We start from the raw sequence: 26171 nt of genomic DNA, 5'->3' as shown, positions 1-26171 counted from the left end.
AGTAGCTTTTATGTTACTTTGTTGCATGAAAACTATTAAGGATGTGTTCCGGGATTTTAAACAATCGCTTACTCCGCTTTATGATGAGCGCGAAACCGAGGCTGTTACCCTGATGGTTATCAATGAAGTAACGGGTTTATCTCGTGCAAAAATAAAGGCTTTCCCGGAGCAGGAACTCACCGATACCGAAAAACTACAGTTAATTTTAAAGGAATTAAAATCCGGTAAACCCGTACAATATATTTTAGGGCATACGGAATTTTACGGTCTGGATTTTTTAGTTAATCCCGCCGTTTTGATACCCCGCCCGGAAACCGAAGAACTGGTAGAATGGATTTTGAAAAGCCAACCGGCCGCTAATGCTAATATAATTGACATAGGTACCGGCAGTGGCTGCATTGCTATCAGTTTAAAAAAGAACTTGCCCTTTGCACAAGTAAGCGCCCTTGATATTTCTGAACAAGCACTGCAAACCGCCAAAAAAAACGCGATAATAAATGAAACAGCGGTAAATTTTATTCATGCAGATATTTTGGACCCGCAACCTGAATTTGAACAGACCCGGTTTGATATTGTAGTAAGTAACCCGCCATACGTTACATTGCTTGATAAAATGCTGATGCACCAAAACGTAAATGATTTTGAACCGCATACCGCGCTGTTTGTTCCGGACAGCGACCCACTGCTGTTTTACAGAGCCATTGCCGATGTTGCCATGCGCACGTTAACAGATCAGGGGATGCTGTTTTTGGAGATCAACGAAAGCTTTGGCGAACAAACCGTTGAACTGTTAAGCCAAAAAGGCTTCAGTCATATTGAGTTAAGAAAAGATATGAGTGGCCGCGACCGGATGATAAAGGCAAAAAAATAACATTAATTACGTGGATGGAATTCGATAATGGTGCTTTTTAAATATTCCCTGTCCAAATGGGTATAAATTTCGGTAGTGGTTATACTTTCGTGGCCCAGCATTTCCTGCACTGCGCGCAGATCGGCCCCGCCCTCCACCAAATGGGTGGCAAAGGAATGGCGCAAGGTATGCGGACTTACATTTTTCTTCAATCCGGTAAGCTCGGCCAGTTGCTTTACCAATGTAAAAACATACACACGGCTTAGCCTGGTGCCACGCCGGTTTAAAAAAACCAGGTCCTCTTCCCCCCTTTTTACGGGGATATGAACCCTTACCTGCTCCAACCAAATCTTAAGTGCTTTAAGTGCTTCACTGCCTATGGGTACCAACCGTTCTTTGCTCCCTTTGCCCGTCACTTTAACAAATTCAATTTCCCGGTAAACGTTTGATATCCTTAGTTCTGTTAGCTCCGATACCCGCAAACCACAGCCGTAAAGCACCTCAATAATGGCTTTATTGCGCGTACCCTCGGGGGTGGATACGTCAATCGCCCCTATCATTTTATCAATATCGTTAATGCTTAGGGTATCCGGTAATTTGCGCTGTATTTTAGGTGTCTCCAATAGTTCTGACGGATCATTAGTTATGAGGTCTTCCATCAGCAAGTATTTATAAAAGGCCTTAACACCTGACAGGATACGGGCCTGTGATGACGGTATCATACCCAACTCATTTATCCATGCGATAAAACCGCGCAAATGCGCAAGTGTAAACTTTTCAGGCGAAAGCTTATCTTCCTGCAACGCAGCAAACTGGAAAAGCTTCTCCAGATCTCTTCCGTAAGCCTCAATGGAATTTGAGGCGAAAGAACGTTCCAGTTTAAGGTATGCTTTAAAACTTTTTATTGCAGGGTGCATGTTCAATTCATTTAGATTTGATGTTTTATAGTTAAGTTTGAGCAAATGAATATACAAATTATAAACGGGCCCAATTTAAACCTGCTCGGCGTTCGCGAAAAATCCATCTACGGCAGTTCGGATTTTGAAAGCTATTTAGCCGGGCTGCAAAAACATTTCGCAAACATCACCATAAATTATTACCAAAGTAATGTAGAAGGAGAAATTATCAACAAAATACATGAGGTTGGTTTTAGTTATGATGGCATTGTATTAAATGCAGGTGCCTATACGCATACTTCAATAGCCATTGCCGATGCTATTGCAGCGGTAAACACCCCGGTTATAGAGGTGCATATATCCAATGTTTATAAGCGGGAGGAATTCAGGCATACATCAATGCTTGCCGCAAATTGTAAAGGTGTTATTGCAGGCTTTGGCATGCATTCGTACAGGTTAGCTATTGAGAGTCTGCTGCTTAAATAAATTATAAAAATTAAAACGCTTTTTAGTTAAAAGTGTTTCCTCATTGTTTTTACCCTTACCTGCTGATGAATAAGTTATTTAAGTTACCCTGCCTTTTATTGATAGCCCTGGCGTTATTTACAACAGAAAGCGGGTATGCACAATCAGCCAAAAGAAAACAATCTATACGCGATTCGCTGCGCATGACCATTTTGCGCCGCGACTCGATAATGAGGTATTATAAAAAATCTGATACTTCCATTAATAACCTGTTACAGAAAATAGAATATTATACCTCCTCTTTTAATCAGATAAAAACCAGTATTTCAGGAGGAATTGATACCGCCGACATCAGCACACGCCTGCCATCATTTGAACGGCGCGTAGGTTTAATAAAAACACTGATAGATAATGACCGCTCGAGCACGTTACGGTACTTATACGCTATACGGGATATACTTACCCGCAGTGATGACCAACTGGATATATGGCAGAACCGCCTGTCTGATATAAATAACAAATTACTGCAAAACCAGAGCGAACTTGCGGCTATGGCACACGATTCCACTTTAAGGATAGTTCCGGCCGACAGCAGTTTACGTACTACATTTCTGATACAAAAAATAGCTATCGACAGTAAATTCCACCGGCTTGATACGGTTAATAAAAAACTTTTACTTAAAATAGGATTATTACAAAACCGTACAGCTGCTGTTTATATAGCCCTTATAGATCTTAAAGATCAGATAGATATAAAGATACGGGAGTTTAGCATACAAGCTCTCTCGGCCGAAGATAACAGCTTATGGCATTTGGGCAACGACACCGAAACCAGCTTTAAAACCGCCCTGAGCCGTACAGTGAACATGAATAAAAGATTGTTCAACTTTTTTATCAGTCGCGATACGTTTATACATATTTTAGGCTTAATACTGCTTGCACTTTTCTTTAGCTGGATATATGTTAACCGGCATAAGATAATCCGTATAAAGGAGTCACCTGATGCAGTTCTCAGTCATGCTAATTATGTAGCAAATTATCCGATAATAAGTTCCATTATTGTAATTTTCGCTATTGTACCCAATTTTTACGACCATCCCCCGGTAGTGGTTTTAGAGCTTTTTTTCACTATTTTAATTCTTGCTATACTTTACCTGGTAAAAAAAACCTGCCCTCCGGGGCTTTTCAAGTACCTGCATATTTTATTCTGGCTTACAGGCATTTACAGTTTCAGCAATCTGTTTGTTGAAGTTTCTACTACTGACAGGGTGATAACACTGGTTACCGCGCTTGCCACTACTATATTCAGTGTCCGCTTTTACAAGCTGGTAAAAAAGGCTCCGGATGATTATTTACCTTATTCTAAAGTGATATTACAACTGTTTATATTGCTGCAGGCATCATCGTTTTTATGTAACATATTTGGCCGTGTTACCTTAGCAAAAATTATTGGCGTTACTGCTGTTTACAACCTTTGGCTTGCGCTTGGAATGTACTACCTGGTGCAAATTTTAATGCAGAGCTTGTTTTTACAATTAGAAGCCAACAAAAACAGCAACCACCTCAGTTCTTTTATTGACTTTAAATTACTGCAAAAAAAATTCAGAAGCATATTAACCCTGCTGGCAGGTATATTATGGTTGATCATGCTTACCCAAAATTTGAGCATTGAGGATTATGTTTTTAACTATATTGGTAATTTTTTAAGCAAAACAAGAAGCTTAGGCGGCACCAGTACACAATTCACATTTCAAAGTATCATCATATTTATCGGTGTGATATGGCTGTCTTCCATTACAGCACGTATCATCAGTTATTTATATGATGTTGCGGGCAAACAAGGCAATGATCTGGATATTTTAAAAAAGAAGAACCGCACCTCTACCCTGCTGATAAAACTCGGCGTATTCTCCGTTGGTTTTTTATTAGCCGTAGCAGCATCCGGGTTTCCGTTGGACAAGATCACTATCATTATCAGTGCCTTTGGTATAGGCATCGGGTTCGGTTTGCAGAACATTGTAAACAACCTGGTATCGGGTTTAATACTGGCTTTTGAAAAACCTATAAAGATCGGCGATATCATTCAGGTGGATACCCACTCCGGCAGTATAAGGGAAATTGGGATAAGGGCCAGCAAAATTGCCACTTATGATGGCGCTGAGGTTATTATCCCTAACGGCGACCTGATATCGCATCATGTTATTAACTGGACGTTAAGCAATAACAGCCGGCGTATTGAACTGATCATAGGGGTAGCTTATGGGTCGGATATTGAAAAAGTAAAATCGGTGCTTACCGGATTGTTAAGCAACCGTGACGACGTTATGAGCGACCCTGCACCATTGGTATTTGTACATAATTTGAATGAAAGCTCGGTTGATTTCCGTTTATTGTTTTGGGCGGCTGATATAACAACCTGGCTGTTATTAAAAAGTCAGATACTTTCTGATATCTATATCTCCTTCGCTAAAGAGGGTATTGAGATACCTTTTCCGCAACGCGACCTGCACTTGAAACTGACCGATAAGCAGGAAGAGATCATCAATAAAAACAAAGGAAAAATAGAAACCAATGTTGAAGACACCCTCCCGCCTGACAGCGATGTAGATGTAAGGGATGTCAGCGAAAATCCTGAGGATCCAGATCAGTAAACTTTGTTTTTTTGCGGATAAAAAAGTCCCATACAATACTGCGGTTATAAGTGCCTGTTAGTGACAGTTGATGTTTTGCATCCGGCGTTTTTATAGCATAGGTTGGATGGTGAATTGCAAAATCAGATGCTTTAACAGCATCCGCTAAACTTTTTGAGGCCGACACTTCCTCATCCTCAGTTTCCATGTCAGGCTGTTTATATTTCGATTTGGCAAACAGTGTTTTAACAAAATTTTGATGTGCGCGGCTTACCGCCCATGCGTCGCGGCGCTTGCCTTCCATCAAAAAGCGAAAAATAGCCAGCACATCCATAAAGAAAAGCCGTGCGCTTATAACATAAACCGCCCGCCAGAAAGGCAAATTATTTTTCAGCAGCAATAAATTATTACGGAAATTAAGATAAGTTTTAAACGGATTTTCGGCATTAAGTGTGCCGCCGCCAACATGGTACACTTCTGATTGCGGGCAATACATGATCTTGTATCCCAAATTTTTCAGTCGCCAGCACAGGTCTATTTCTTCCATATGGGCAAAAAAGCTATCGTCGAACCCGCCTGCTTCATCCCAGCATTTCTTTTTGATGAACATGGCCGCGCCTGACGCCCATAAAATTTCGTCCGATTCGTTATACTGGCCCTTGTCCTCTTCTATTTCATAAAATATACGGCCGCGACAAAAAGGGTAACCAAACTTATCAATAAAGCCGCCTGCTGCTCCGGCGTGTTCAAAATATTCCTTTTTATTATACCATTTAATTTTAGGCGCTGCCGCAGCAATACCGGTGTCGGCTTCCATCATTTCAATAACAGGTGCTATCCATCCCGGGAAAACCTCCACATCGGAGTTAAGCAGAATATAATAATCGGCCTGTACCTGTTTAAGCACCCTGTTGTAGCCACCTGTAAAGCCATAGTTGTCGCCATTCTCAATTACCCTTATAGTTGGATAATTTTTCTGCAAAAAAGCGACGGAGCCGTCTGTTGAGCCATTGTCGCCCACCACTATCTCCAGATTGGGCCATACCGACGTAAGCACTGATGGCAAAAAATCGCGCAGGTATTTAAGGCCGTTCCAGTTCAATATTACTACGGCTGCTTTAGGTGCTTGCATCATTTATTTATATCCTCCGGCGTGTACTTCCACCTGCGGTGCGACCACAGCCAATATTGCGGTTTTTCGTTGATAATCTGTTCTAAATACCTTACATGTGCCTCAGTAATTTCGTGTTCAGCCGTTTGTTTAGGATGTTCCACTAAAGGCACCAGGGTATAGGTGTAATAGCCCCTTTTAACACGGTCTATCTTATAAAATATCACCACCGCATCAATTAACTTAGCCAGCTTTTCTATTCCCAAAAAAACCGCCGTAGGCTGATTTAAAAATTCAGTAAAATAATTTATCTCATGTTTTACCGGGGTTTGATCGCTTACCAGCACACTAAAGGTTAACTGCTTTTTTAAGGTGATCATGGTGCGCAGGGTTTGTTTCATAGCAACCAGCGTAGCCCCAAACCGGGCGCGTATCTTATTAAAAAAATCTTCAAATATTTTATTAGTAAGCGGTTTATACACAATAATTCGCTTTTCTGCTGTCAACAAACTAAAACCCAGTGCCGCCAGCTCCCAGTTACAATAATGACCAGCCGCGGCTATTATACTGCGCCCCTGATTAAAATAATGATCTACCAGTTCAGGGTTAGTGGGTTTCATTCTTTTACGTAATGATGTTTCCGAAATGGTGATCATTTTTATGGTTTCCATCATCAGATCGGCAAGGTAACGGTAATACTGTTTCTCAATTCTGCTTCTTTCGGCCGGGGTTTTCTCCGGGAAAGAGTTTCTGATATTTTGCTGCACCACTGCGCGCCTGTAACGCACTATATAGTATAAAATAACAAAAACCGCATCGGCAATAAGGTATAAAAACCAAAAGGGCAGTAATGATATCAGGTACAAAAATAATATACCTGTCTTTAGCGCCGCCTTTTTTAACATTATTTTAACCAATTTTGCCACAAACATAAAAAATTAATATGATTGAGAACGGTGCTGTTTTACCGATGTTTTATCTGCCGCCGGTAGAATATTTTACAAAACTGAACGATTTTAAGCCAAACCTTCTGTTTGAAAAGGAGGAACACTTCCCTAAACAAACCTACCGCAACCGGGCCAATATATACTCGCCAGATGGTCTATTAACGCTGGTAGTTCCTGTTGTAAAAGGTTCAAAAACACATACTAAAATAAAAGATGTTAAAATTAGTTATGATTTTACATGGCAGCGTCTGCATTGGATGAGTTTGCAGGCATGTTACCGGCGCTCGGCTTATTTTGAATATTATGAGGACGATTTTGCCCCCTTCTATGAAAAACAATTCAACTATTTATTGGATTACAACCAGCAATTACTTGAACTGCTGCTGCGCCTGCTTAAAATAAAGCTGCCGCTTCAATTTACCCCTGCCTATGAAGCGGAATATCCGCAATTAACCGACCTGCGCAGTACCATGAGCGCTAAAAAACCTATAAATATTGAACAAAAGCCTTACTTTCAGGTTTTTGAAGAACGATCGGGCTTTTTAAAGAACCTGAGCATTGTTGATCTGCTGTTTAACCAGGGACCACAGGCAGTTAATTATTTATAATGGCAAATTATAATAAACGTATACGTTACAAAAACAAATGGCGCAATATTAAAGTTGGTGAGAGCCCGGGTACAATAGCCATACCTGATGATGCCGTAAAACCGAGGATTGCCGTTTTTTCGTTCAACCAAACTGATCTGCAAATAAGCGAGGGTAGTGATTTTAAAACTATTACCCAACAGATAAAGAAATGCACGGAGCATACCCACTGGATAAAGATAAACGGCCTGGGCGATGCAGCGCTTATTGAGAGTATAGGCAGCTTATTAAACATTAATCATCTGGTGCTTGAGGATGTGGTTAATACCCATCAGCGCCCTAAATTTGACGAATACGACGATTATGTGTTTGGCACCAGCCGTATCATCTACTTCAACAAAAAAGATGAAATGGTAAACTGCCAGTTTTCCGCTTTAGTGAAGGATAACCTGATTATTAGTTTTGAGGAAAGACATTACAATTATTTTGGTGTAGTTGAAGCCAGGTTACAAGCCGGCAAGGGCAGTATCCGTACGGCCGGGCCGGGCTATATATTTTATGCCCTTACCGATACCATATTAGATAACTATTTTGTGCTGCTGGGTAACCTGGGCGATCAGATAGACCAAACCGAGGACAGGCTTTATAAAAGCCCGGATAAAACAATCATGTTTGAAGCACAGCAACTTAAACGCATGCTTATTGCCATACGCCGTGCCTGCTGGCCCGAACGCGATAAGATAAACGATATGATACGCAGTGAAAACGCGCTGATAACAAAAGAGGTAAAAGTATACCTCCGCGATGCTTACGACCACTGCATACAGGCTATGGACCTGATAGAGAGCTACAAAGAAGTAACCTCCAGTTTAATTGACCTGTACCTGAGCATGGTGAGCAATCGCATGAACGAGATAATGAAAGTGCTGACCATTATATCGGTGATATTTATACCGCTGACCTTTATAGCGGGCATTTATGGCATGAACTTTTCGCGCGAGGATACCCACGGCCATGTAATAAGCGATAATATGCCGGAACTGTATTTGCACCACGGCTATATTTACGCACTGATACTGATGCTGGCAATAGGCATAATACAGCTTATTATTTTTTGGAGAAAAGGATGGTTTAATAAGTTGTAACACCAACATTACGGTTGGGCTTACAACTGGTATTTTATTATATTTGTTTGCTAAACCTGCAATCATAAGTAATGACAAATAAAGCTTTCATTTTATCCTTTCTTTTCATTTGTTTATTTAAATACTCCCATTCACAAACAACAAATAACGAAACCGAACTACTCAATTATGTTAAGGCCATAAACATAAGTTCTTCGAATTTTGAGGAATTATTACCTCAAATAACCAAGCCGGGAAACACGGTAAAAGAAAAACTCAACTTAGTTTACTTTTGGGTATTTGAACACATCAATTTTGATACGGAAAGGTTTTTAAAAACAGGCCCTTTACAACCTTTAAGTACTACCGAAACATTAGCGTCTGGGAATGCACTTTGTTATGATTATAACGAATTATTAGGTGCGGCATGCAATTACCTGAAAATTCCGGGATATGATATAGAAGGCTATGTAAAATATTACGGTTTTGAGCCAGGAGGTAAATTCACACAAAACAACCATATATGGCATGCAGTGTACCTGGATAATAAATGGCAGATGATAGATCTGCTTTGGGCCTGCGGAAACCTATCTATAAAAGGCGACAATTACACATTTATTAAAAAACTGCAAAAAGCATATTTTTTAGCAGACCCTGCCACCTTTTTAAACAGTCATTTACCCGCCGACCCCATCTGGCAATTTACCACACATCCGTTAACCATAGATGGTTTTGTGGCTGATAAATATGATGTAGACAGTACCAAACGCGGCGGTTTTATTGACTACGCCGATTCTATTGCTTTAATGAACAAACTAAAACCTAACGATAGAGAAATTCGTTCGGCGTTGCGAGTTTATAACTTCAATAAAGACAATCCTAACCAACTTATAATAACTTATTATAACTCCGCAGTAGAAATGCTCAATAAAACCAATAATACCAAAGGTGAATTGTTGAAAGCTAAAACTTACTTTGCAAATGCAATGCGCTATATTAAAGAGTCGACAGATAATGACATAAAAGCGCTTGCCCCTGTTTGCGAAAAAGGAATAATAGTTATTGAACGACGGCTTAAACAAACTAAAGGGTAAAAAAAGACTTACTTGCGGGTTAGGTACGCGCAAGTAGGTTCGCCTATTTCCTGTAATGTATTCAGCTTGTAGCTTAATTATTTAAAAAAATAACTTTTGCTAATATAATGATTCTCTATGCAAGCAATATGCTTATCATATGCTAAGACGAAATTATAAACATTTACCAGCAAGGTACCCAAAAAAAACAACTTGCAGCATAATAAACAAACACCTTAACAGATATACAGGTAGTCGTATATACAGCTATCCCCGGCAACCACTTAGCACAAAAAAGCCCGGCTGTGTGGCCAGGCTGAGGAGAGTACTTTAGGGTTGTTATTTTTTGATGTATTTTCATTTATAAGGCGTGGTTGGGGTCTTGTTTCGCCGTTTGCGCTCCTGATGTAAAAGTCGTAGTAAGCAATACAAGTAAGGTTAGGGTTTTCATTAGCGATTTATTTAAATACATAATAGCCAACGACCTTATTATTCTTGTTCTTTTTAATCCAATGCAATTTGCCACGATTGTTTATTAGCGTGTCTCTATCCACAAATGGAACTTTAGCATGTTTTCCGTAATCGGATGGGTAATTAGGTCCAATAATAAACGTCTGCTTCGATTTAACCGCCAATGTAGTATCATTTCTATTCAGTGGAGGGAAATAGAAATAACCAGCACCTGAGGTGTCAACATAAGCCCTATCATTATTTAATAAAACAACAGACTGGTTTGAAAGGGTTTTATATTTACAATGTATCACCAGTTCTTTGTGTGTATTATTAGCAGTATAAACGTCTTTTAAAGTGCAATCTGAGTCATTTTGAAAAGTCAATATTAACTTTCTTTGAGCATCATTCTTAAATACATAATCCCTTTTTTTAATGATATCTTTATTAATCGCACAACCCATCAATAAGAAAAGTGGAATAAAATATATTACGTGTAATTTCATTTGTCGTATTGTAGTTAATGTGAATCATTGTTCTTGCGATATTCCTTGAGGAGGATAAAGCGGTGTTGAGGAACCTTTATCCTGCATTGAATTAACAAAGCCTGCGGTTATTTGAGAAAGGGCATTCCCAGACAGCAAGCAAAGAAAAATAATCATTAAAAAATTGCGATTCATATCATTTTTGTTTTAAAGGCCAAAACCAAATTGTTGTTCTACCGAACATTTGCTCATGCGAAAAATTACTCATGTAATGAGTTCTATCCCATAATTCCATATGCCCATTAGCATTACTTCTTACTCCTCCTTCTACTATTCCTTGAAAATAAATAATACCTTGGCGACCTAGTACATTTTGAAGAACATCATCTTTAGTACCATTATAAATTTCGGGCTTACCTAAGTAGTTGTTACGCAAGAACCAAGCTAAATTAGTGGTACCTACAATATTACCATTGCTATAGGCACTATGACCAGGATTAGTGATATGCTTTGCACCTTTTAAATTAACACCTGACTTTCCCAACGCTATACTTACTCTTATAGCACATTGATTAAAATAACAAAAGTATCGCCTGTAATGTCATTTAACGGTCTACTAGGATCTATCCTTGTCCTATCTGGACGGGTATCATATGGTAACGGATAGTTACTTAACAATGTTGCAAAAGACGGAAACCCTCCCTGATTGGCAATATAATTAACTCATCTATAATAGGCAATTCGCTGACTATTCTAGATTATCTTTAAGTCTGTCGATTTGACCTAATAGTTTATTTAAGGTTGTTTTATCAGAATTTCTAAAAAAATATATATAAGATGATTTATCTTTAAATGGCAAAGTTAATTTGATTAACTTTCTTTCTTTTTTTACTGAAAAATTATAAACAAATTTTACACTTTCAATTTCAGAAACCGAGATAGATTGAGAGCTCTCCCAAAAATAACCTTTTAACATAAGGCTGTTTCCATCTAAATAAACTTTCCTGCAATGCGATAATCGAATCCACTGAATTACCGTGAAAATAATCAGTATGGCATAGGATATATTTACAACGTCATCGGAAAAATTATTTTTCCAAAAAAACCCAATAAATGCAGCTATAAGGACTGGCCCTACGATTAAACCTATCAAAGATTTATAATATAGAAAGTCAGACGATAATTCTTTCATATTATTCATGTTTACCATTTAAAACCAATTTTTGCGGTGGCTTCAATTCCTAAAAAATAAAAGTTCACACCACTGGTCATATCAAGACCTATAAAATTTGAGTTTCCATTCCTTTCATAACCAAAAACACCAATTCCTAAAATCCCGCTATTTGACCGCTTTTGACATCATGTGTGGCTCCAATACCTACAGGGACGTCAAACACCGGGACGACTAATTGCCCACCGTAAATTTCAGTACCGTCGTCTTTATATGCATTAATTCCGCCTTTATCAGTACCTGTTGTCAATGTGGCGAGGTTGTGCTTTCCTAAATCAATTTCTGATCCAGCAAATCGTCCAGACATTACACCTATCCACCTTGCGTTAATCGTCCAGATACCTCTGTATAAAAATGCTCACCCATCCAATCCCAAGCTTTCGACAACCAGCTACTTCCCCCCCTGATTGGCATTCTTCCTAAAGATATTAATTTCATTTTTAACGTGCCCATTTGCTTTACATATGGTGAATTTAGTCAGCATCAACAAAGTCAAAATTTCCCAGACATTCCACCGCTCCCCTGATAAACTTGAGTAACGTGAAGACCAGATACAATAATGCCATTGACACCAAAGGTTGCCAGCATTATATTTATTTCGACGTGACCAAAGTTATTCCCCCTGAGTGGCCTACTTCTTATAGCTTATCTTATAAATAGTTCCCTTTACATCATCTGTAACGTATATGGATCCATCCGGGCCTTGCGCCAGTCCGCATGGGCGGTGGTCGGCGCTGCCTTTGGCGGTGTTAGCAGCCGAACCTGAAAATCCATCTGCAAATACTTCCCAGTCGCCATCGGGTTTGCCATTTTTAAACGGCTGGAATACTACAAAGTAACCCGCCTGTGGCTCGGGTGCCCTGTTCCATGAACCGTGGAAAGCAATGAACGCGCCGTTCTTGTATCTTTCAGGAAATTGACTGCCGGTATAAAACAGCAAGCCGTTAGGTGCAAGGTGACCGGGATACGCCGCAACCGGATCAAGGTATTTGCTGTCTCCCTCTTTTTTACCGTCGCCGCCATATTCCGGCATCATCATTTTTTTATGCTTTTGCTGATCGTAATAGATATATGGCCAACCCGCGTTGTCGCCTTTGTTAAGCGCATACATACATTCCGCAGGTAAAACAGCAGATTCCTGTTCGGTGTACATATCAGGGAACAGATAATGCAACTGATCGCGGCCATGCTGCATAACAAATAGTTGATTATCCTGGGTGTTCCAGTCCAGGCCAACCACGTTTCTTAAACCTGTCGCATAACGCACACCATCGCCGTAGGTTTGGTTCAGTTTATCGGCCTTAAACTGCCATATACCACCGGCAGAATCTAAAATAGGACACCCGGGCTGCCCCATTGATCCTTTCTGCCTATCCTTTACCTGGCAGGAGTTAGAGTAGGCACCTATATTTACATACAGGTTACCTGCATTATCAAGGGTGATAGCTTTTGCTTCGTGCTCGTTACGGCTTAGTAAGCCGGTAACAATTTTTTCGGGCGCGTTGGGGTTTATCACCTCGTTTTGTCCGTTCAGTTTATAACGAAAAACCTCCTCATCTGAGGATGCATATAAATAACCGTTCTTAACGGCCATACCTGTACCGCCATAAGATCCAAATGAACTTTTAACAGTGGCTGTACTGTCGCCCTGTTGCAGATACAGTATGCCTTTGCCATCTTTTAAATTACTTAGTTTAACATAGATGTTTCCTTCGGGAGTTACAGCAATATGCCGGGTGCCTCCTAAATTATCGGCTATAATGGTAGCGTTAAACCCTGCGGGGATAGTTAAGCCCGCAGCGGTAACCTTAGCGGTATCATTTGTAACACCGGGTTCTTGTGTAGTTGCCGGCTTGTCATGATTGCAGGAACTGAACGTTAATAGCGTTGCCGCTGCAATAAAAGCAGAAAATAGAGGGGTTGATCTGTTTTTCATCTTATTAGTGTTTTTTAAGCGATTATAAACTGATTATGAGTTGGTTCAAATGGTTAAAAACGATATCAATCGGGAACCAAATTACTGATAATACAGTAAAGCGGGAAATCTGTTTTACCATGTTTTAATTGTTACATAAGGCGGGCATTTATATATACGGCTGAACGCTATCAACTTGCAATAATATTCTGCATGAGTTAATTTAACAATAATATTATTCCGCACCGGCGCACACCTGAAGTATTATTGTTTTAGCCCGATTAAACCATTTATCGCAGCTATTGTCCTAACTGTATAAATTTTAACCAAATGAAAAAGATAGCTTTATTATCAGCAATATTAATGGGTGGCATGGTTTATAACACTGCAAATGCACAGATATCCATACATATCGGTTTAAACATACCTACTCATCGTGTTTATGTACCGGTACAAACTTCGGTACCAGTTTACAATGATGAATTTGACGACAGCGATGATTATTATTATCTGCCGGAAGTAGATGCTTATTACAGCATACCGCGTCGCGCTTATTTTTATTTTGATGGTGGCCGGTGGATATCAGCCGCTTACCTGCCGGGGGCTTATCGCGATTTTGATTGGAGAACCGCACGCAGATATGAGGTACACGCACGTCGCCCTTACCTGCACGCGGAGGTTTACCGTTCACGATATGGTGGCAACGCCCGTTACGACTGGGGACGAGATAATAACTATGCCAACCATAACAACCATAATTATAACAACAATGGCTGGGGTAACGAAAACCGCAACCGCTATGGTAACAATGAGCAAAGCCACGGCGTAAGAGACAGAAGTAATTATGGCGGCCAGCCATCGCACAGTAACGGTGGTTATAACAGACCTGATGATAACAGGAACAACCATAATACTGGCGGCTATGGCAACGGCCAACCATCACAAACTAACAGAGGTGATGGACATGGCAATGCAAACAGCCAACCATCTAACCATGGCCATGGTTACGGCGGCGGCCAGGTAGCTCAAAACAACAGCCACAGTGCAAGGCAAACCGGTGTTATCCGTCCCGCTCGCTTTTAATTGCAATTTCCACTCTATTATATAAAAAAACCACCTCAAGGGGTGGTTTTTTTATTGCCTATTTTACTAAGCTAATAACTACTGGCATCTGTTAGCATATCAATAGCGTGGCTGTTTAAATTCAGCCCGGCAGCCTTAGTAATATCGTTTAGTTGCTGTATACTGGTGGCACTTGCAATAGGAGCGGTAATTCCGGGCCGGGCCATAACCCAGGCCAATGCAACCTGCGCAGGCGTAGCATTATACTCACCAGACACCTTATCAAGTGCTGCTAATATTTTACGCCCCCTGTCGTCGAGATATTTTTTTATGCCACCGCCCCGCTGACTCTTGTTAAGGTCATCTTCAGACCGGTATTTACCGGTTAAAAAGCCGCTGGCTAAAGAGAAGTACGTTATCACACCTAAATCATTCTCGCGGCATAAAGCTACGTACTTTTGCTCATAATCCTGGCGGTCGTACAAATTATATTCGGGTTGCAGGCATTCGTAACGGGCAAAATCATTCTCCTTGCTAACGTTTAAAGCTGCGGTTAATCTTTCCGGAGAAAAGTTGGAGGCGCCTATTACCCGTACTTTACCCTCTTTTATCAGTGAGGTAAAAGTCTCCATAGTTTCTTCCAAAGGCGTGTCCTTATCATCCTCATGCGATTGATACAGATCTATATAATCGGTTTGCAGTCGTTTCAGGGAGGCCTCAACCGCTTTAGTGATATACGTTTTTGACAATCCCTTTTTACCCTCGCCCATTGGCTTGCCTACTTTTGTGGCCAGAATTATTTTATCTCGCTTACCTGATGTTTTTAACCAGTTACCGATAACTGTTTCCGATTCGCCGCCACTATGACCGGGAGCCCAGTAAGAATAAACATCAGCCGTATCAATCATATCAAATCCTTTATCTACAAAAGCATCCAATAAGTTAAATGAGGTTTTTTCATCAGCGGTCCAGCCAAAAACGTTACCACCTAATACAAAGGGTAACGTGCTTATGTCTGACCTTCCTATAGTTCTTTTTTCCATATCTGTTTATTATCTGCTATTGTTGGGTATCTGTTCTGCCAGTTCATCGATCCATCCCGAAAAGTAGGGCTCTGACCCCCCTATACGTTCCCATTCGCCTTCGCTATTCCTGCTTATAATTAAATGTAAGCTACCATCCAGCGAATTAAACTCATAAGTACCGTTATTCCTTGGCGTAACAATGCCATTTACCTTACTGTCAGATCCGGTAAGTATCGCGTCAAATTGTTGTTCCATAATATTGTTTTGTTTTTTAACAACGGGTAAGGGTTTGTGTTTGGGAGGTGTTGTAAATATACACCATCATGACTTTTAATTACCTGTGCAAACAAATGCAACCAGTTTTAAAAACTATTAATGTTACTAAAATGTTAAGCTATTAACCAAAAATGAATTATGTCTGATAAGAAAAATATAAAATATTTCCAGGTAGCGCAGGGCGTTTGGGGAATGAGGTTGAAATTTGTAAATATATATATGATAGCTAACAGGCGCGGCATTGCGCAAGGCTGGGTATTGGTTGATAGCGGCCCCAAGGGTAACGCCGGCAAAATAATCAGTATGGCCGAATCGATCTTCGGGCCGGGAGCAAGACCCTCGGCTATTGTGCTTACACATGGTCATTCCGATCATTCCGGATCACTACCCGAACTATTGAAATATTGGGATGTTCCGGTGTATGTTCATAAAATGGAGATGCCTTATTTAGATGGCCGGTCAGCCTATCCTCCTGCCGATATACTTGTTGGTGGCGGATTAATGAGCCTAGCTTCATTTCTTTTCCCTACCGGCCCAATAAATATTGGCGACAAATTACGCGAAATAGACCTTTATGATGGCATTCCCGAATTGCCGGAATGGAAAGTTATCCACACGCCCGGGCATACGCCCGGCCACATCTCCTTGTTTTTTTCGCTGAATACTACGCTTATTGCCGGTGATGCTTTTACCACTATCCAGTCTGAATCGCTTTTTAATATTATCAGTTATAAAAAGAATTTATCTGGCCCGCCTAAATATATCACTACCGACTGGATTGCGGCGGCAAAATCAGTGCGTAAACTTGCGGCTTTGCAACCCCGTATAGCTGCAACAGGGCACGGGCCTGTTATGCGCGGGCGCGAATTACAAACAGCGTTAAGTTTTCTGGCAAACCGTTTTGAAAAGCTGGCCGTTCCGGAAAACGGGCGTTACGTTCATCATGCTGCGGTAGCTGATGAACACGGCGTAAGGTATATACCTGCCGCAAATAACGGCGCCGCAAAAATAAAAGCTGCTTTTGCCGTTAGCGCGGCTTTAGCTGGTTTTGCTATTGCATTTAAATTGGGCAGGGCATTAGTATAGCTTTTTGCTTACTTTTACCTTGTGGAAAATGTATATGCAGACCCAAGTGTTTTAATTGATGTAGTGAATACCTCTATGCCCTTTGGTAAATATAAGGGCACATTAATATGCGACCTGCCGGTGCATTACCTGGAATGGTTGTATAAAAAAGGTTTTCCGGCGGGTAAACTGGGAATGCTGCTTTCCAGCGCCTACGAAATTAAAATAAACGGGCTTGACAAATTACTTCGCCAGATAAAGGATAAGTTAGGAAAAGGAAACAGCCATTTCCCTAAACTTTAAACAGTTCAATAGTTTACCTCGGCATGACCATCCGGGTGCATCTGTAAGGCCTTTTTATACGTAGTTATTTACAAACGAATAATAAAAAGATCATGAAGAAACTGACATTATATTTAGCATCGGTATTATTGCTTTTTGGCTGCGCCAACGGGCAAACCAGCAATAGCAATAGTTTTGCAGCTGTACCTAAACCAACTGCCAATGAGGCTGTGGCTACATTTGGGGGAGGTTGTTTCTGGAGTATGAGCGAAGCCTTACAGGAACTTAAAGGTGTGGATAAGGTTGTTGCTGGATATGCCGGCGGGCATACTAAAAACCCCACGTACGAAGAAGTGGGATCGCGCACTACAGGGCATGCCGAGGTTACCCAGGTGTATTACAATCCTAAAGTAATAAGCTACGCCACATTAGCCGAAGCTTTCTTTTTCGCGCATAACCCTACCGAACTTAACCGCCAGGGGCCTGATGTAGGTACAGACTACCGATCAATAGCATTTTACCGTAATGCCAATGAAAAGAATATTTTAGAAAATACGATAAAAAAGGTAAACGCAAGCGGACACTATTCCGATAAGATTGTTACCCAGGTAGAACCTTTTAAAGTATTCTACCCTGCTGAAAAATATCATCAGAATTATTACCGCCTGCACGGCAGCAGCCCTTACATACAAAGAGTATCGGTACCTAAGGTGATGAAATTCCGCAAAGCAATGAATGATGAGCTTAAGCCGGAATTCAAAAAATAAATTATTTAGATCTGTAAAATAAAAGGTATGCCTAAAATTAAAGGCATCCCTTTTATCGTTAACCGGTAAGTGTATACTGATACGCTATTACATGCTGCATTTTTTGTTTTACGCGTGCAATGCTCTCCTCAATTTCTTCACGCTGAGTTTTACCGGTAACCTCCAGATATGCCTGGTTATAAGCCTGCAAGGCTTTTGGCCATTGCTTATTTTTCTCGGCATACAAACCAAGCATATCATGGATGGAAGCTGTATTTACGCCCGGCGTTTCCAGCGCTTTAGCCGCCACTTTATTTACGAGACTCTCCATTTTTAAAAAAACCAATAAGCCCAGATAGTGTATGTAATTATCAGGGAACAAAGGCTCTAACTGCATGCAGGTATTAAAATGGTAGCCTGCTGTTTGATAATCCTTTATATCGTAATAATATATTTTGCCTAACTGATAATGCGCCCGTGCATACGTAGCATCATCGGCAATTATTATATTAAGCATATTAAGTGCTTTAGGTGTTTCACCATAGGCCAGCTCTTCCACTGCTTGTAAATACTTTTCCTCAATAGTATAATATGTTTCCATAAAATAATTCAAAAGTTATATCCGAAGGATAACTCCCGTGGATGTCTGTTTATAAAATTTTAATAATTATTGCGGTGTTGTTCCGCTTACTATGAGAAGAGTTGTATCCCTGATGCATAACTCTTCTGCAGCGTCCCAATGGGCCGCTTAAAGGATTGACAGATAGAGTTTATTTGAAGCATTGTATTATTTTTTTCAGCGCGAAAATAGAAATATTTCTAAAAAAAATAAAAATATATCTGCGTAATTATTTGTTCAACACCACATAAAATAAATTCAGCCGGGGTGATCCCACATTTGCATATCCGCACATCTGCCCTATTGCACAGCAATAAGTAATAAGCTATCTTTAATTCTTCTTAACCTTATTATAAACCATTCATGAAACCCCATTTCCCCATTTTAGACGGCCTGCGCGGTACCGCGGCTATACTTGTGGTTATTTTCCATTTATTTGAGGCTTATTTCCCGGTGATGTCCAACCATCCTATGCATCATGGTTATCTGGCGGTCGATTTTTTTTACCTGTTATCGGGTTTTGTTGTGGGATATGCGTATGATGACCGCTGGGGACAAATGACCACCTGGCAATACTTTAAGATAAGATTAGTGCGACTGCATCCGCTGGTGATATTAGGTGTACTGATAGGAGCCATCAGTTTTTGGTTCGACCCCTATACCCCCGGAGTAGCACAGGTTAGTTTATTAAAGCTGATAGCCGTAACATTAATAGGGTTTACACTTTTGCCATCCCCGATGGATATTCGCGGCTGGGGCGAAACCCATCCTGTTGACGGACCTTGCTGGTCTTTACTACAGGAATATATAGCCAATATTATTTACGCATTCTGGGGGCGTAAAATGAGTCGCAGTGTTTTATGGATAGTGGTAATTATTAGCGGTATAGTATTAACTATTGTGGCCGCGCAACATGGCGATGTGGCTACCGGCTGGGGGTTCGCCAATTTTTGGATAGCCCCCGTACGTATGATGTTCCCTTTCTTTGCCGGACTACTGCTATTCCGTACCGGTAAACTTATTCGTATACCTATGGCCTATACAGTTTGTTCATTAATATTGATCCTGCTTTTCTTTTTACCTACGTTTAAATATAATGGATTGTATGAAGCTGCCTGTATCATTATCGGCTTTCCGATAATTGTTGCCGCGGGAGCAGGCGGAACTATAAGCGGGCGATGGGCAAAGCTATGTAAGTTTTCCGGAGCAATCTCCTACCCCATTTATATTACGCACTATCCGTTCATTTATATTTACACCATGTGGATAGCTACCAAAAAGCCTGCACCGGAACAGGTAGTACCGGTAGCCATCGGGCTTTTTATATTTTTTATGCTATTGGCCTATGCCTCGCTTAAATTATACGACGAGCCGGTAAGAGCATGGTTAAAAAAGAAGGTTTTAAAAAGGGCTTAAAAATCCAATGACCATAAGTTTAAGGATAATTAAAGTTTTCGAGCTCACTACAAGAGACATGATTATTATTACCGGAGAAATATTATCAGGTCGGTTTGAAATTGGGAGGTCTTTAATAAATATTGAAAGTAAACGATCAATAAATTTCGATTCTATAGAGGCTATATACTCAAATGAGGTAATTGAACAGATTGCACTGACATTCCGAAATAAAAGTGAAAGTGAAAAGAGCTACCTCATGGATTTAAAAATTGGAGAAATTATAATGTTTCAATAACGCGCGCATCAGTTATTGGCTCTTTCAATATAAAGAAGGCACCAAAAGCACTATCTTCTGCCAATGGCAGACACAATCAACTATGCAAAAATCCACCTAAGCTCATTGGTGCCCTTAACTGAATTATGAATCGCAGGATAAAAGCAAACGATTACGCCGCTACCGACTGGCTAACTTTAGCCTTTTCTATCATGTAGTTGTTCATTAATTCCTTTTCAGAAATAATAACACTAAAATCGTCAAATCGGAGGCCATTCTCAAAGGCATACAGGGTATAACCTCTTTTGTTACCATCGTATTCGCCCAGTTCAAATAATTCGTCCTGATTTTTACCTTTTATTTTTGCGCCGTTTACTAACTGGTAAGCGTCGTATATATATTCAAAATTGTTGTTATTCATAGTACTTATAGCTATGCAATTACTTTGCCATAAATTATCCGAACCATTCAAACAGGTCATTTTGCTTTAATTTATACTTCTCTTCAGTAGCAATATCCTTTAATATTCGCCCTTCACTCATCTGCACTATGCGCGATCCGTAGCTGCCGGCGTCCTTTAAATTGTGCGTTACCAACAACGCGGTAAGGTTATATTGTTTGATCAGTTCATTGGCAGTACGCATCACCAATGCTGCTGATCGGGGGTCGAGTGCTGCAGTTGGTTCATCCAGCAATAATATTTTACAATCATCCATAATGCTCATTAACAGGGTAAGCGCCTGCCTTTGCCCGCCGGACAATGTACCGATAGGCTGCTCCGTTTTATCCTCTAAACCCATACCCAGGGTGGCAATTTTATCGCGTACCAGGTTTTTAAAGTTTTCCGTTTTGCCAACTGTTAGCCCTTTGTTTTTTGTACGCAGGGCGGCCAGCCGAAAATTATCCAGTATGCTTAGTTCGGCAGCTGTACCTGTAAGCGGGTTCTGAAAAATGCGGGCAACCCATTTACTGCGTTTATAGTCGGGAAGTTTGGTTACATATTTGCCATCTATCAGTACACTGCCAAAATCCGGGGAAACTGTACCGGCAAGCATGTTCAACATAGTGGTCTTTCCGGAACCGTTAGACCCTACGATCACTACAAATTCTCCTTGTTGAATATGAAGCGTAACTCCATCTAAAGCAACAACCTGGTTGGGTTTGCCCTTATTAAAAGTTTTGCTGATGTTGTTCAGTTCTATCATGACCGTGCAGCTGTTAAACACGGTAAGCCCACTATAAGTAAAACAAACACAGCCGTTACCAGCTTAAGCAAATTTGCATCAACACCGATATTGAGGGTAAAGGCCAGCACCATCTGGAAGATGACAGCGCCGGCCATTACTAAGATCAAACTTAACCATACCGAACTTATGCGCAGCCAGTTGATAATGGTTTCGGCAATAATAACCGATCCTAAGCCTACTATTACAATGCCTATACCCATGCTGATATCCGCGAAACCTTGCAATTGTGTTATCAGGTAACCACTCAGGGCGGTTAATGCGTTGGCAATTGCCAGGCCGATGATCTTCATACGATCGGTATTCACACCAAGGGCGCGTATCATGGGTTCACTATTACCTGTGGCACGCATGGCTATACCAAAATCTGTTTTTAGTAAATAGCCTATCAGTAAAGTAAGGATAGTTACAAATACGCCTAATATTAAGAGCGAATTTTGATTGCCGTTGGTTATAAAATTAACGGTATTGAATATGGTGCCAAAGTTAAGCAAAGGCAGATTTGAACGTCCGAGTATAGTTAAATTAACAGAGTAAAGCGCCGTCATGACGAGTATGCCTGCCAGCAGCGCGTTAATTTTTAATTTGGTATGTATAATTCCTGTAAGTGCCCCCGCAATGCCGCCGGCAAATATTACCGCTATCAGGATAACCCATCCGGGTTGATGATGTGTAAGCATTATGCCGGTTACTACTCCGCCTAAAGTATAACTGCCATCCGTAGTAATATCCGGAATGTTAAATATCTTCATGGAGATATAAATACCAAAGGCTATCCCCGCGAAACAAAGTCCCTGTAATAAGGCGGTGAGGTAAAAATCCATTTATTTTACGGCTTCAAATTGCGGCGGAACAATAATGTTATATTTTTTGGCAGCGGCCGGGTTATAAACACGCTTGCGTATTTTCACCATCTCCAGCTTTATGCCATTTGTTTTATGTGTTTTAAGGTATTGTGCAGCCTGCAAACCGGACTGATACCCCCACTGGTAAATATCAGCGCCAAAAGCGGCTACTGCACCGCGTTGTACCAAACCCGCTTCACTGGTAAATATTGGTACGTTATGTTCGTTACAACTTTTCAGTATAGTTTCAAATGCGGCAAAAACGGTATTATCCGGGTTAGCGAAGAAAGCATCGATATTTTTATCTAACAAAGCCTGTGTAACCAATTGCGCATCGGCAGAGTTGTTTAAAGGCAATGCGATCAGTTTGATGTGCATTTTATCAGCCAGGCCTTTAATACGTGCATAAGCATCTGCAGATTGTGGTTCCGCCTGGTTGTATATCATCCCAACCGTTAAAATATCACCTTTGGGATGAAGAAGTTTGGGGATGATTGCAAATGAAGTATCAATGTAGTTCAAGTCTTCCATTGTACCGTAAAGATTTCCCGGGGCTTTACCACTGGCATCCAGAACCTGCATACGTTCAGGAGTGGGCGATACCATCTCAAAAATGGGGATGGTATTTGTTTTTTGTATAGCGGCTACTGTAGCAAGGGTGGTACAGGTAGCTAAGGCATCCACTTTTTCAGATACAAAGTAGTTTACGATCTGCGTAAGCGTGGGTATGCTGCCCTGGGCGTTACGGTATTCTATTTTGATATTGTTTTTATCCTCGCTAAAACCCTGTGCTTTTAAAGCGTCAGTAAATCCAACACGCGCCTGCGATATGGTAGCGTCTTCAAAAGCATCAACAAAACCAATAACAGGTGTATTACTTTTATTAGCCGAAGAGCAGGAAACGTATAAAGCTATCAGGCAAACGGCAATTAAACGCGTATAAATTTTCATTTTACTAAAGTAGCTAATAGCACCCAAAGCAGAAAACTAAAGGGTTTGATTTACTTTATTATTACAGTAGGTAATATTATATTTGACAGGCAACATTCCTAAAATGAAAAATAAAATATATTTTTTTCTTATATACCTCTTTACGGTTAATTCTCTATTTGCGCAAACAGCTACAGAGGATCCGTTTGTAAAGTTCGGCAATCAGCAAAGCGACCTGCTGCATCAGGCTTATTTAAAACGTGATGCCCAGGCAGATAAAAAACTGGTTGATGAATTTGTAGCCAGATACAAGCAACTGAACGATAATGACCAAAAAATGTATAAAGGTTATATCACCAATGCCTATTATAATTTGAGTTGTTTGTATTCACTTAATAATGACAAGGCAAAAGCTTTTGAATACCTGGATAGTGCTGTAAATTACGGTTATATGAATTATAGCCATTTACAGGAAGACAGCGATTTTGCCAATATTAAAAACGAGCCGGAGTTTAAAAAAATAAGCGAAAGCATGCGCTCGGTAGGTGATTATATGTACATCCTTAAAAAGGGAGAAAAATATAACGCTGACGATAACCGTGTACTACCCGCTTTTACCTACCAGCCGGCAAGCGCGCCCGAACTGGTGGCGTTAAAAAAGGCATTTAATCTGGATTCAATAGCAGGGAAAGGCGATGAGCAATCGAAGGTGTTGAATATTTTGCACTGGGTGCATAATTCCGTAGCGCATGACGGACAGCACGAGAGTGGTATAAAACTCATAAATGCCGACGAAATATTGACCACAGCTAAGCAAAAAAATGTAGGTGTATCCTGCGGAGAACTGGCCACTACAATGGTTGATTGTTACCAGGCGCTGGGTTTTAAGGCACGTAAGGTTTACTGCTTCCCTAAGGATAGTTTAAACATAGATTATGACTCCCATGTTATTAACGTAGTGTATCTGCCTAAAATGAATAAATGGGTTTGGGTTGATCCTACTAACGATGCTTATGTAACTGATGAGAATGGCACCCTGTTAAGTATTGCTGAAGTGAGGGACAGGATCATAAACAACAAGCCTTTGGTATTAAACCCCGATGCCAACTGGAACCATAAGCAAAAAATAGTAAAAGAAAATTACCTGTATTACTATATGGCTAAAAACCTTTATTACCTATACAGTCCGCTAAAAAGCGAATACAATTATGAAACTAAGGGTAACAACAAAACCATTACCTATGTGAGCCTTGTCCCGCTCGATTATTTTAAGCAGGGACCATTTGAGTCAGAAAATGTTAACAAAGATACCGGTCTTAAAATAGTGCGGTATAAAACCAACAATCCCGAACTATTTTGGAAACTGCCTGAAGCAAAATAGAATTTATTAATTATCCATTTTTCCACAATAAACGTCCTTTGAGCTATTTTTGGTTAATTTAGCCCCTTTATGATACCAGTCGTTTCCAAATTACCCCAAACCGGAACTAACATATTTACCACTATGTCGGCACTGGCAGCTGAATTGGGTGCAATTAATTTATCACAGGGTTTTCCTGATTATCCATGTTCGCCCAAACTTATTGAACTGGTTAATAACGCCATGAAAAACGGGCACAACCAATATGCGCCTATGGCCGGCATAATGCCGCTGCGGGAACAGATAGCTATAAAAACCGAGAAGCTATATGGCACCATTTATAATCCCGAAACAGAAATTACCATAACAGCAGGTGCCACCCAGGCTATTTTTACCGCTATAACTGCAGTGATACATCCTAATGATGAGGTGATCATATTTGAACCGGCTTATGACTGCTATGCCCCCGCCATAAGGTTGATGGGCGGCGTAGTAAAATCGCTCGAACTGGAAGCACCTGATTATCGCATTGAGTGGGACATGGTAAAAAGACTGATCAACAATAAAACTAAAATGATCATCCTTAACTCGCCGCACAACCCTACTGCTACCATACTGCACCAGGAAGATATTGATGAATTGAGTTCCTTAGTTAAACAGCAGGATATATTAATATTAAGCGACGAGGTTTACGAACACTTAATATACGATGGCGAAACACACCACAGCATGGCCCGTTACCCTGAATTACAGCAACGTAGTTTTATTGTAGCATCATTTGGCAAAACCTTTCATAACACCGGCTGGAAGATAGGCTATTGCATGGCGCCTGCATACCTCATGCAGGAATTCAGAAAGATCCATCAATTTTTGGTTTTTTGTGTGAACGCCCCTATGCAATACGCTATCGCTGAATATTTAAAGGACGAGAATAACTATTTAAGCTTATCAGGATTTTTCGAGGAAAAACGGGATGATTTCAGAGCAGGGATAGAACAAACTCGTTTTAAGTTATTACCCTGTTCAGGCTCCTACTTTCAATCGGTAACCTATGATGATATCAGCCAGGAAACCGATTCGGAATTTGCCATCCGGCTCACCAAAGAAGCGGGAGTTGCCTCTATTCCACTTTCATCTTTCTATAGCAAGGGTACTGATAAACATGTTTTAAGGTTTTGTTTTGCTAAAAAGCAAGAAACCCTGGATAGAGCCGTTGATAAATTAATAAAAGTTTAACCTTACAGAAAACATTTGCGTATAAGTACAACCATACCTAAAATA

At 40.5% G+C, this 26171-nt stretch carries 28 protein-coding genes and 1 pseudogene; 13 read left to right on the top strand and 16 right to left on the bottom strand.

The features are described from left to right. Window positions 1-25: 25 nt before the first annotated feature. A complete protein-coding gene (gene prmC, locus I5M19_RS06165; RefSeq protein WP_200065329.1) occupies window positions 26-871 on the top strand; it encodes a peptide chain release factor N(5)-glutamine methyltransferase in 846 nt (281 codons plus the stop codon). A 2-nt stretch (window positions 872-873) separates the two neighbouring features. On the opposite strand, the gene xerD is transcribed toward prmC, so the two are convergent. Next, window positions 874-1773 carry a site-specific tyrosine recombinase XerD gene (gene xerD / locus I5M19_RS06160; RefSeq protein ID WP_394370706.1) on the bottom strand — a complete coding sequence of 300 codons (900 nt, stop codon included), beginning with the start codon at window positions 1771-1773 and terminating at the stop codon, window positions 874-876. 39 nt (window positions 1774-1812) lie between these two features. Between xerD and aroQ the strand changes: the two genes are divergently transcribed. Both aroQ and I5M19_RS06150 read left to right on the top strand, forming a co-directional pair. After that, entirely contained in the window at window positions 1813-2232 is a 420-nt protein-coding gene (gene aroQ, locus I5M19_RS06155) for a type II 3-dehydroquinate dehydratase (protein WP_200065327.1), read from the top strand. A 65-nt stretch (window positions 2233-2297) separates the two neighbouring features. Beyond that, window positions 2298-4862, top strand: coding sequence for a mechanosensitive ion channel family protein (locus tag I5M19_RS06150; RefSeq protein ID WP_200065326.1), 2565 nt, complete (start codon window positions 2298-2300; stop codon window positions 4860-4862). Here the strand turns inward: I5M19_RS06150 and I5M19_RS06145 are convergent. Both I5M19_RS06145 and I5M19_RS06140 read right to left on the bottom strand, forming a co-directional pair. Beyond that, window positions 4831-5973 (bottom strand): glycosyltransferase family 2 protein, encoded by a 1143-nt coding sequence (locus I5M19_RS06145; protein WP_200066111.1) that lies wholly within the window; start codon window positions 5971-5973, stop codon window positions 4831-4833. The genes I5M19_RS06150 and I5M19_RS06145 overlap by 32 nt on opposite strands. Beyond that, window positions 5973-6857 (bottom strand): lysophospholipid acyltransferase family protein, encoded by an 885-nt coding sequence (locus tag I5M19_RS06140; protein ID WP_200065325.1) that lies wholly within the window; start codon window positions 6855-6857, stop codon window positions 5973-5975. The genes I5M19_RS06145 and I5M19_RS06140 overlap by 1 nt, the downstream gene beginning before the upstream one ends. Before the next feature lie 38 nt (window positions 6858-6895). Between I5M19_RS06140 and I5M19_RS06135 the strand changes: the two genes are divergently transcribed. The 3 genes from I5M19_RS06135 to I5M19_RS06125 all read left to right on the top strand — a co-directional run bounded on the left by I5M19_RS06135 (window position 6896) and on the right by I5M19_RS06125 (window position 9704). Continuing rightward, window positions 6896-7507: a WbqC family protein gene (locus I5M19_RS06135; RefSeq protein WP_200065324.1), complete on the top strand. Its 612-nt coding sequence runs from the start codon at window positions 6896-6898 to the stop codon at window positions 7505-7507. Continuing rightward, entirely contained in the window at window positions 7507-8631 is a 1125-nt protein-coding gene (gene corA, locus I5M19_RS06130) for a magnesium/cobalt transporter CorA (RefSeq protein WP_200065323.1), read from the top strand. Before I5M19_RS06135 ends, corA begins: the two co-directional genes overlap by 1 nt. 71 nt (window positions 8632-8702) lie before the next feature. After that, window positions 8703-9704: a transglutaminase domain-containing protein gene (locus tag I5M19_RS06125; RefSeq protein WP_200065322.1), complete on the top strand. Its 1002-nt coding sequence runs from the start codon at window positions 8703-8705 to the stop codon at window positions 9702-9704. A 437-nt stretch (window positions 9705-10141) separates the two neighbouring features. Here the strand turns inward: I5M19_RS06125 and I5M19_RS06120 are convergent, their stop codons facing one another. From I5M19_RS06120 to I5M19_RS06095, 6 genes and pseudogenes are all read right to left on the bottom strand, one after another. Continuing rightward, window positions 10142-10639, bottom strand: coding sequence for a hypothetical protein (locus tag I5M19_RS06120; RefSeq protein WP_200065321.1), 498 nt, complete (start codon window positions 10637-10639; stop codon window positions 10142-10144). Window positions 10640-10663: 24 nt separating this feature from the next. Further along, window positions 10664-10813, bottom strand: a complete 150-nt coding sequence (locus tag I5M19_RS06115) for a hypothetical protein (protein ID WP_200065320.1) — start codon at window positions 10811-10813, stop codon at window positions 10664-10666. 1 nt (window position 10814) lies between these two features. Further along, window positions 10815-11186, bottom strand: a pseudogene (locus I5M19_RS06110) (T6SS effector amidase Tae4 family protein); the annotation flags it as partial. 180 nt (window positions 11187-11366) lie between these two features. Continuing rightward, window positions 11367-11819, bottom strand: coding sequence for a hypothetical protein (locus I5M19_RS06105; RefSeq protein ID WP_214653027.1), 453 nt, complete (start codon window positions 11817-11819; stop codon window positions 11367-11369). A gap of 127 nt (window positions 11820-11946) precedes the next feature. After that, entirely contained in the window at window positions 11947-12099 is a 153-nt protein-coding gene (locus I5M19_RS06100; protein ID WP_200065317.1) for a hypothetical protein, read from the bottom strand. Between the two features lie 381 nt (window positions 12100-12480). After that, window positions 12481-13785, bottom strand: a complete 1305-nt coding sequence (locus I5M19_RS06095; protein WP_200065316.1) for a PQQ-dependent sugar dehydrogenase — start codon at window positions 13783-13785, stop codon at window positions 12481-12483. 309 nt (window positions 13786-14094) lie between these two features. On the opposite strand from I5M19_RS06095, the gene I5M19_RS06090 reads away from it, so the two are divergent. Next, a complete protein-coding gene (locus tag I5M19_RS06090; protein ID WP_200065315.1) occupies window positions 14095-14847 on the top strand; it encodes a hypothetical protein in 753 nt (250 codons plus the stop codon). A 71-nt stretch (window positions 14848-14918) separates the two neighbouring features. On the opposite strand, the gene I5M19_RS06085 is transcribed toward I5M19_RS06090, so the two are convergent. Together I5M19_RS06085 and I5M19_RS06080 are read right to left on the bottom strand one after the other, a co-directional pair. Then, the gene (locus tag I5M19_RS06085; RefSeq protein ID WP_200065314.1) at window positions 14919-15869 is read right to left on the bottom strand and encodes an aldo/keto reductase; all 951 of its coding nucleotides are present in this window, start codon (window positions 15867-15869) and stop codon (window positions 14919-14921) included. 9 nt (window positions 15870-15878) lie between these two features. Then, on the bottom strand, window positions 15879-16106 hold the full coding sequence (locus I5M19_RS06080; protein WP_200065313.1) for a hypothetical protein: 228 nt from the start codon (window positions 16104-16106) through the stop codon (window positions 15879-15881). A 159-nt stretch (window positions 16107-16265) separates the two neighbouring features. Between I5M19_RS06080 and I5M19_RS06075 the strand changes: the two genes are divergently transcribed. The 3 genes from I5M19_RS06075 (at window position 16266) to msrA (ending at window position 18241) form a co-directional block, all read left to right on the top strand. Then, window positions 16266-17213 carry an MBL fold metallo-hydrolase gene (locus I5M19_RS06075; protein ID WP_200065312.1) on the top strand — a complete coding sequence of 316 codons (948 nt, stop codon included), beginning with the start codon at window positions 16266-16268 and terminating at the stop codon, window positions 17211-17213. A gap of 21 nt (window positions 17214-17234) precedes the next feature. Next, window positions 17235-17495: a DUF3820 family protein gene (locus I5M19_RS06070; protein WP_317193218.1), complete on the top strand. Its 261-nt coding sequence runs from the start codon at window positions 17235-17237 to the stop codon at window positions 17493-17495. Window positions 17496-17587: 92 nt separating this feature from the next. Further along, window positions 17588-18241: a peptide-methionine (S)-S-oxide reductase MsrA gene (gene msrA / locus I5M19_RS06065; RefSeq protein ID WP_200065311.1), complete on the top strand. Its 654-nt coding sequence runs from the start codon at window positions 17588-17590 to the stop codon at window positions 18239-18241. A gap of 58 nt (window positions 18242-18299) precedes the next feature. Here the strand turns inward: msrA and I5M19_RS06060 are convergent, their stop codons facing one another. Then, a complete protein-coding gene (locus I5M19_RS06060; RefSeq protein ID WP_200065310.1) occupies window positions 18300-18821 on the bottom strand; it encodes a hypothetical protein in 522 nt (173 codons plus the stop codon). A gap of 381 nt (window positions 18822-19202) precedes the next feature. Here I5M19_RS06060 and I5M19_RS06055 point away from each other — a divergent pair, with 381 nt between their 5' ends. Further along, the gene (locus I5M19_RS06055) at window positions 19203-20255 is read left to right on the top strand and encodes an acyltransferase family protein (protein WP_200065309.1); all 1053 of its coding nucleotides are present in this window, start codon (window positions 19203-19205) and stop codon (window positions 20253-20255) included. Between the two features lie 428 nt (window positions 20256-20683). On the opposite strand, the gene I5M19_RS06045 is transcribed toward I5M19_RS06055, so the two are convergent. Genes I5M19_RS06045 through I5M19_RS06030 form a run of 4 tightly spaced genes read right to left on the bottom strand, consistent with a single transcriptional unit; the run spans window position 20684 to window position 23551 of the window. After that, window positions 20684-20992, bottom strand: a complete 309-nt coding sequence (locus I5M19_RS06045) for a hypothetical protein (protein WP_214653026.1) — start codon at window positions 20990-20992, stop codon at window positions 20684-20686. Further along, window positions 20967-21716 (bottom strand): ABC transporter ATP-binding protein, encoded by a 750-nt coding sequence (locus tag I5M19_RS06040; RefSeq protein ID WP_200065306.1) that lies wholly within the window; start codon window positions 21714-21716, stop codon window positions 20967-20969. Before I5M19_RS06040 ends, I5M19_RS06045 begins: the two co-directional genes overlap by 26 nt. After that, window positions 21713-22579, bottom strand: coding sequence for an ABC transporter permease (locus tag I5M19_RS06035; RefSeq protein ID WP_200065305.1), 867 nt, complete (start codon window positions 22577-22579; stop codon window positions 21713-21715). Before I5M19_RS06035 ends, I5M19_RS06040 begins: the two co-directional genes overlap by 4 nt. After that, window positions 22580-23551 (bottom strand): ABC transporter substrate-binding protein, encoded by a 972-nt coding sequence (locus I5M19_RS06030; RefSeq protein WP_200065304.1) that lies wholly within the window; start codon window positions 23549-23551, stop codon window positions 22580-22582. Between the two features lie 103 nt (window positions 23552-23654). On the opposite strand from I5M19_RS06030, the gene I5M19_RS06025 reads away from it, so the two are divergent. Next, on the top strand, window positions 23655-24911 hold the full coding sequence (locus I5M19_RS06025; protein ID WP_200065303.1) for a transglutaminase-like domain-containing protein: 1257 nt from the start codon (window positions 23655-23657) through the stop codon (window positions 24909-24911). A gap of 69 nt (window positions 24912-24980) precedes the next feature. Then, window positions 24981-26126: a methionine aminotransferase gene (locus I5M19_RS06020; protein ID WP_200065301.1), complete on the top strand. Its 1146-nt coding sequence runs from the start codon at window positions 24981-24983 to the stop codon at window positions 26124-26126. Window positions 26127-26171 lie beyond the last annotated feature (45 nt).

This window comes from Mucilaginibacter segetis (assembly GCF_016522075.1).
GTDB classification, from domain to species: Bacteria; Bacteroidota; Bacteroidia; order Sphingobacteriales; family Sphingobacteriaceae; genus Mucilaginibacter; species Mucilaginibacter segetis.
Note: the sequence above shows the minus strand (reverse complement) of the source record. Positions and strands in the feature narration are given on the sequence as shown.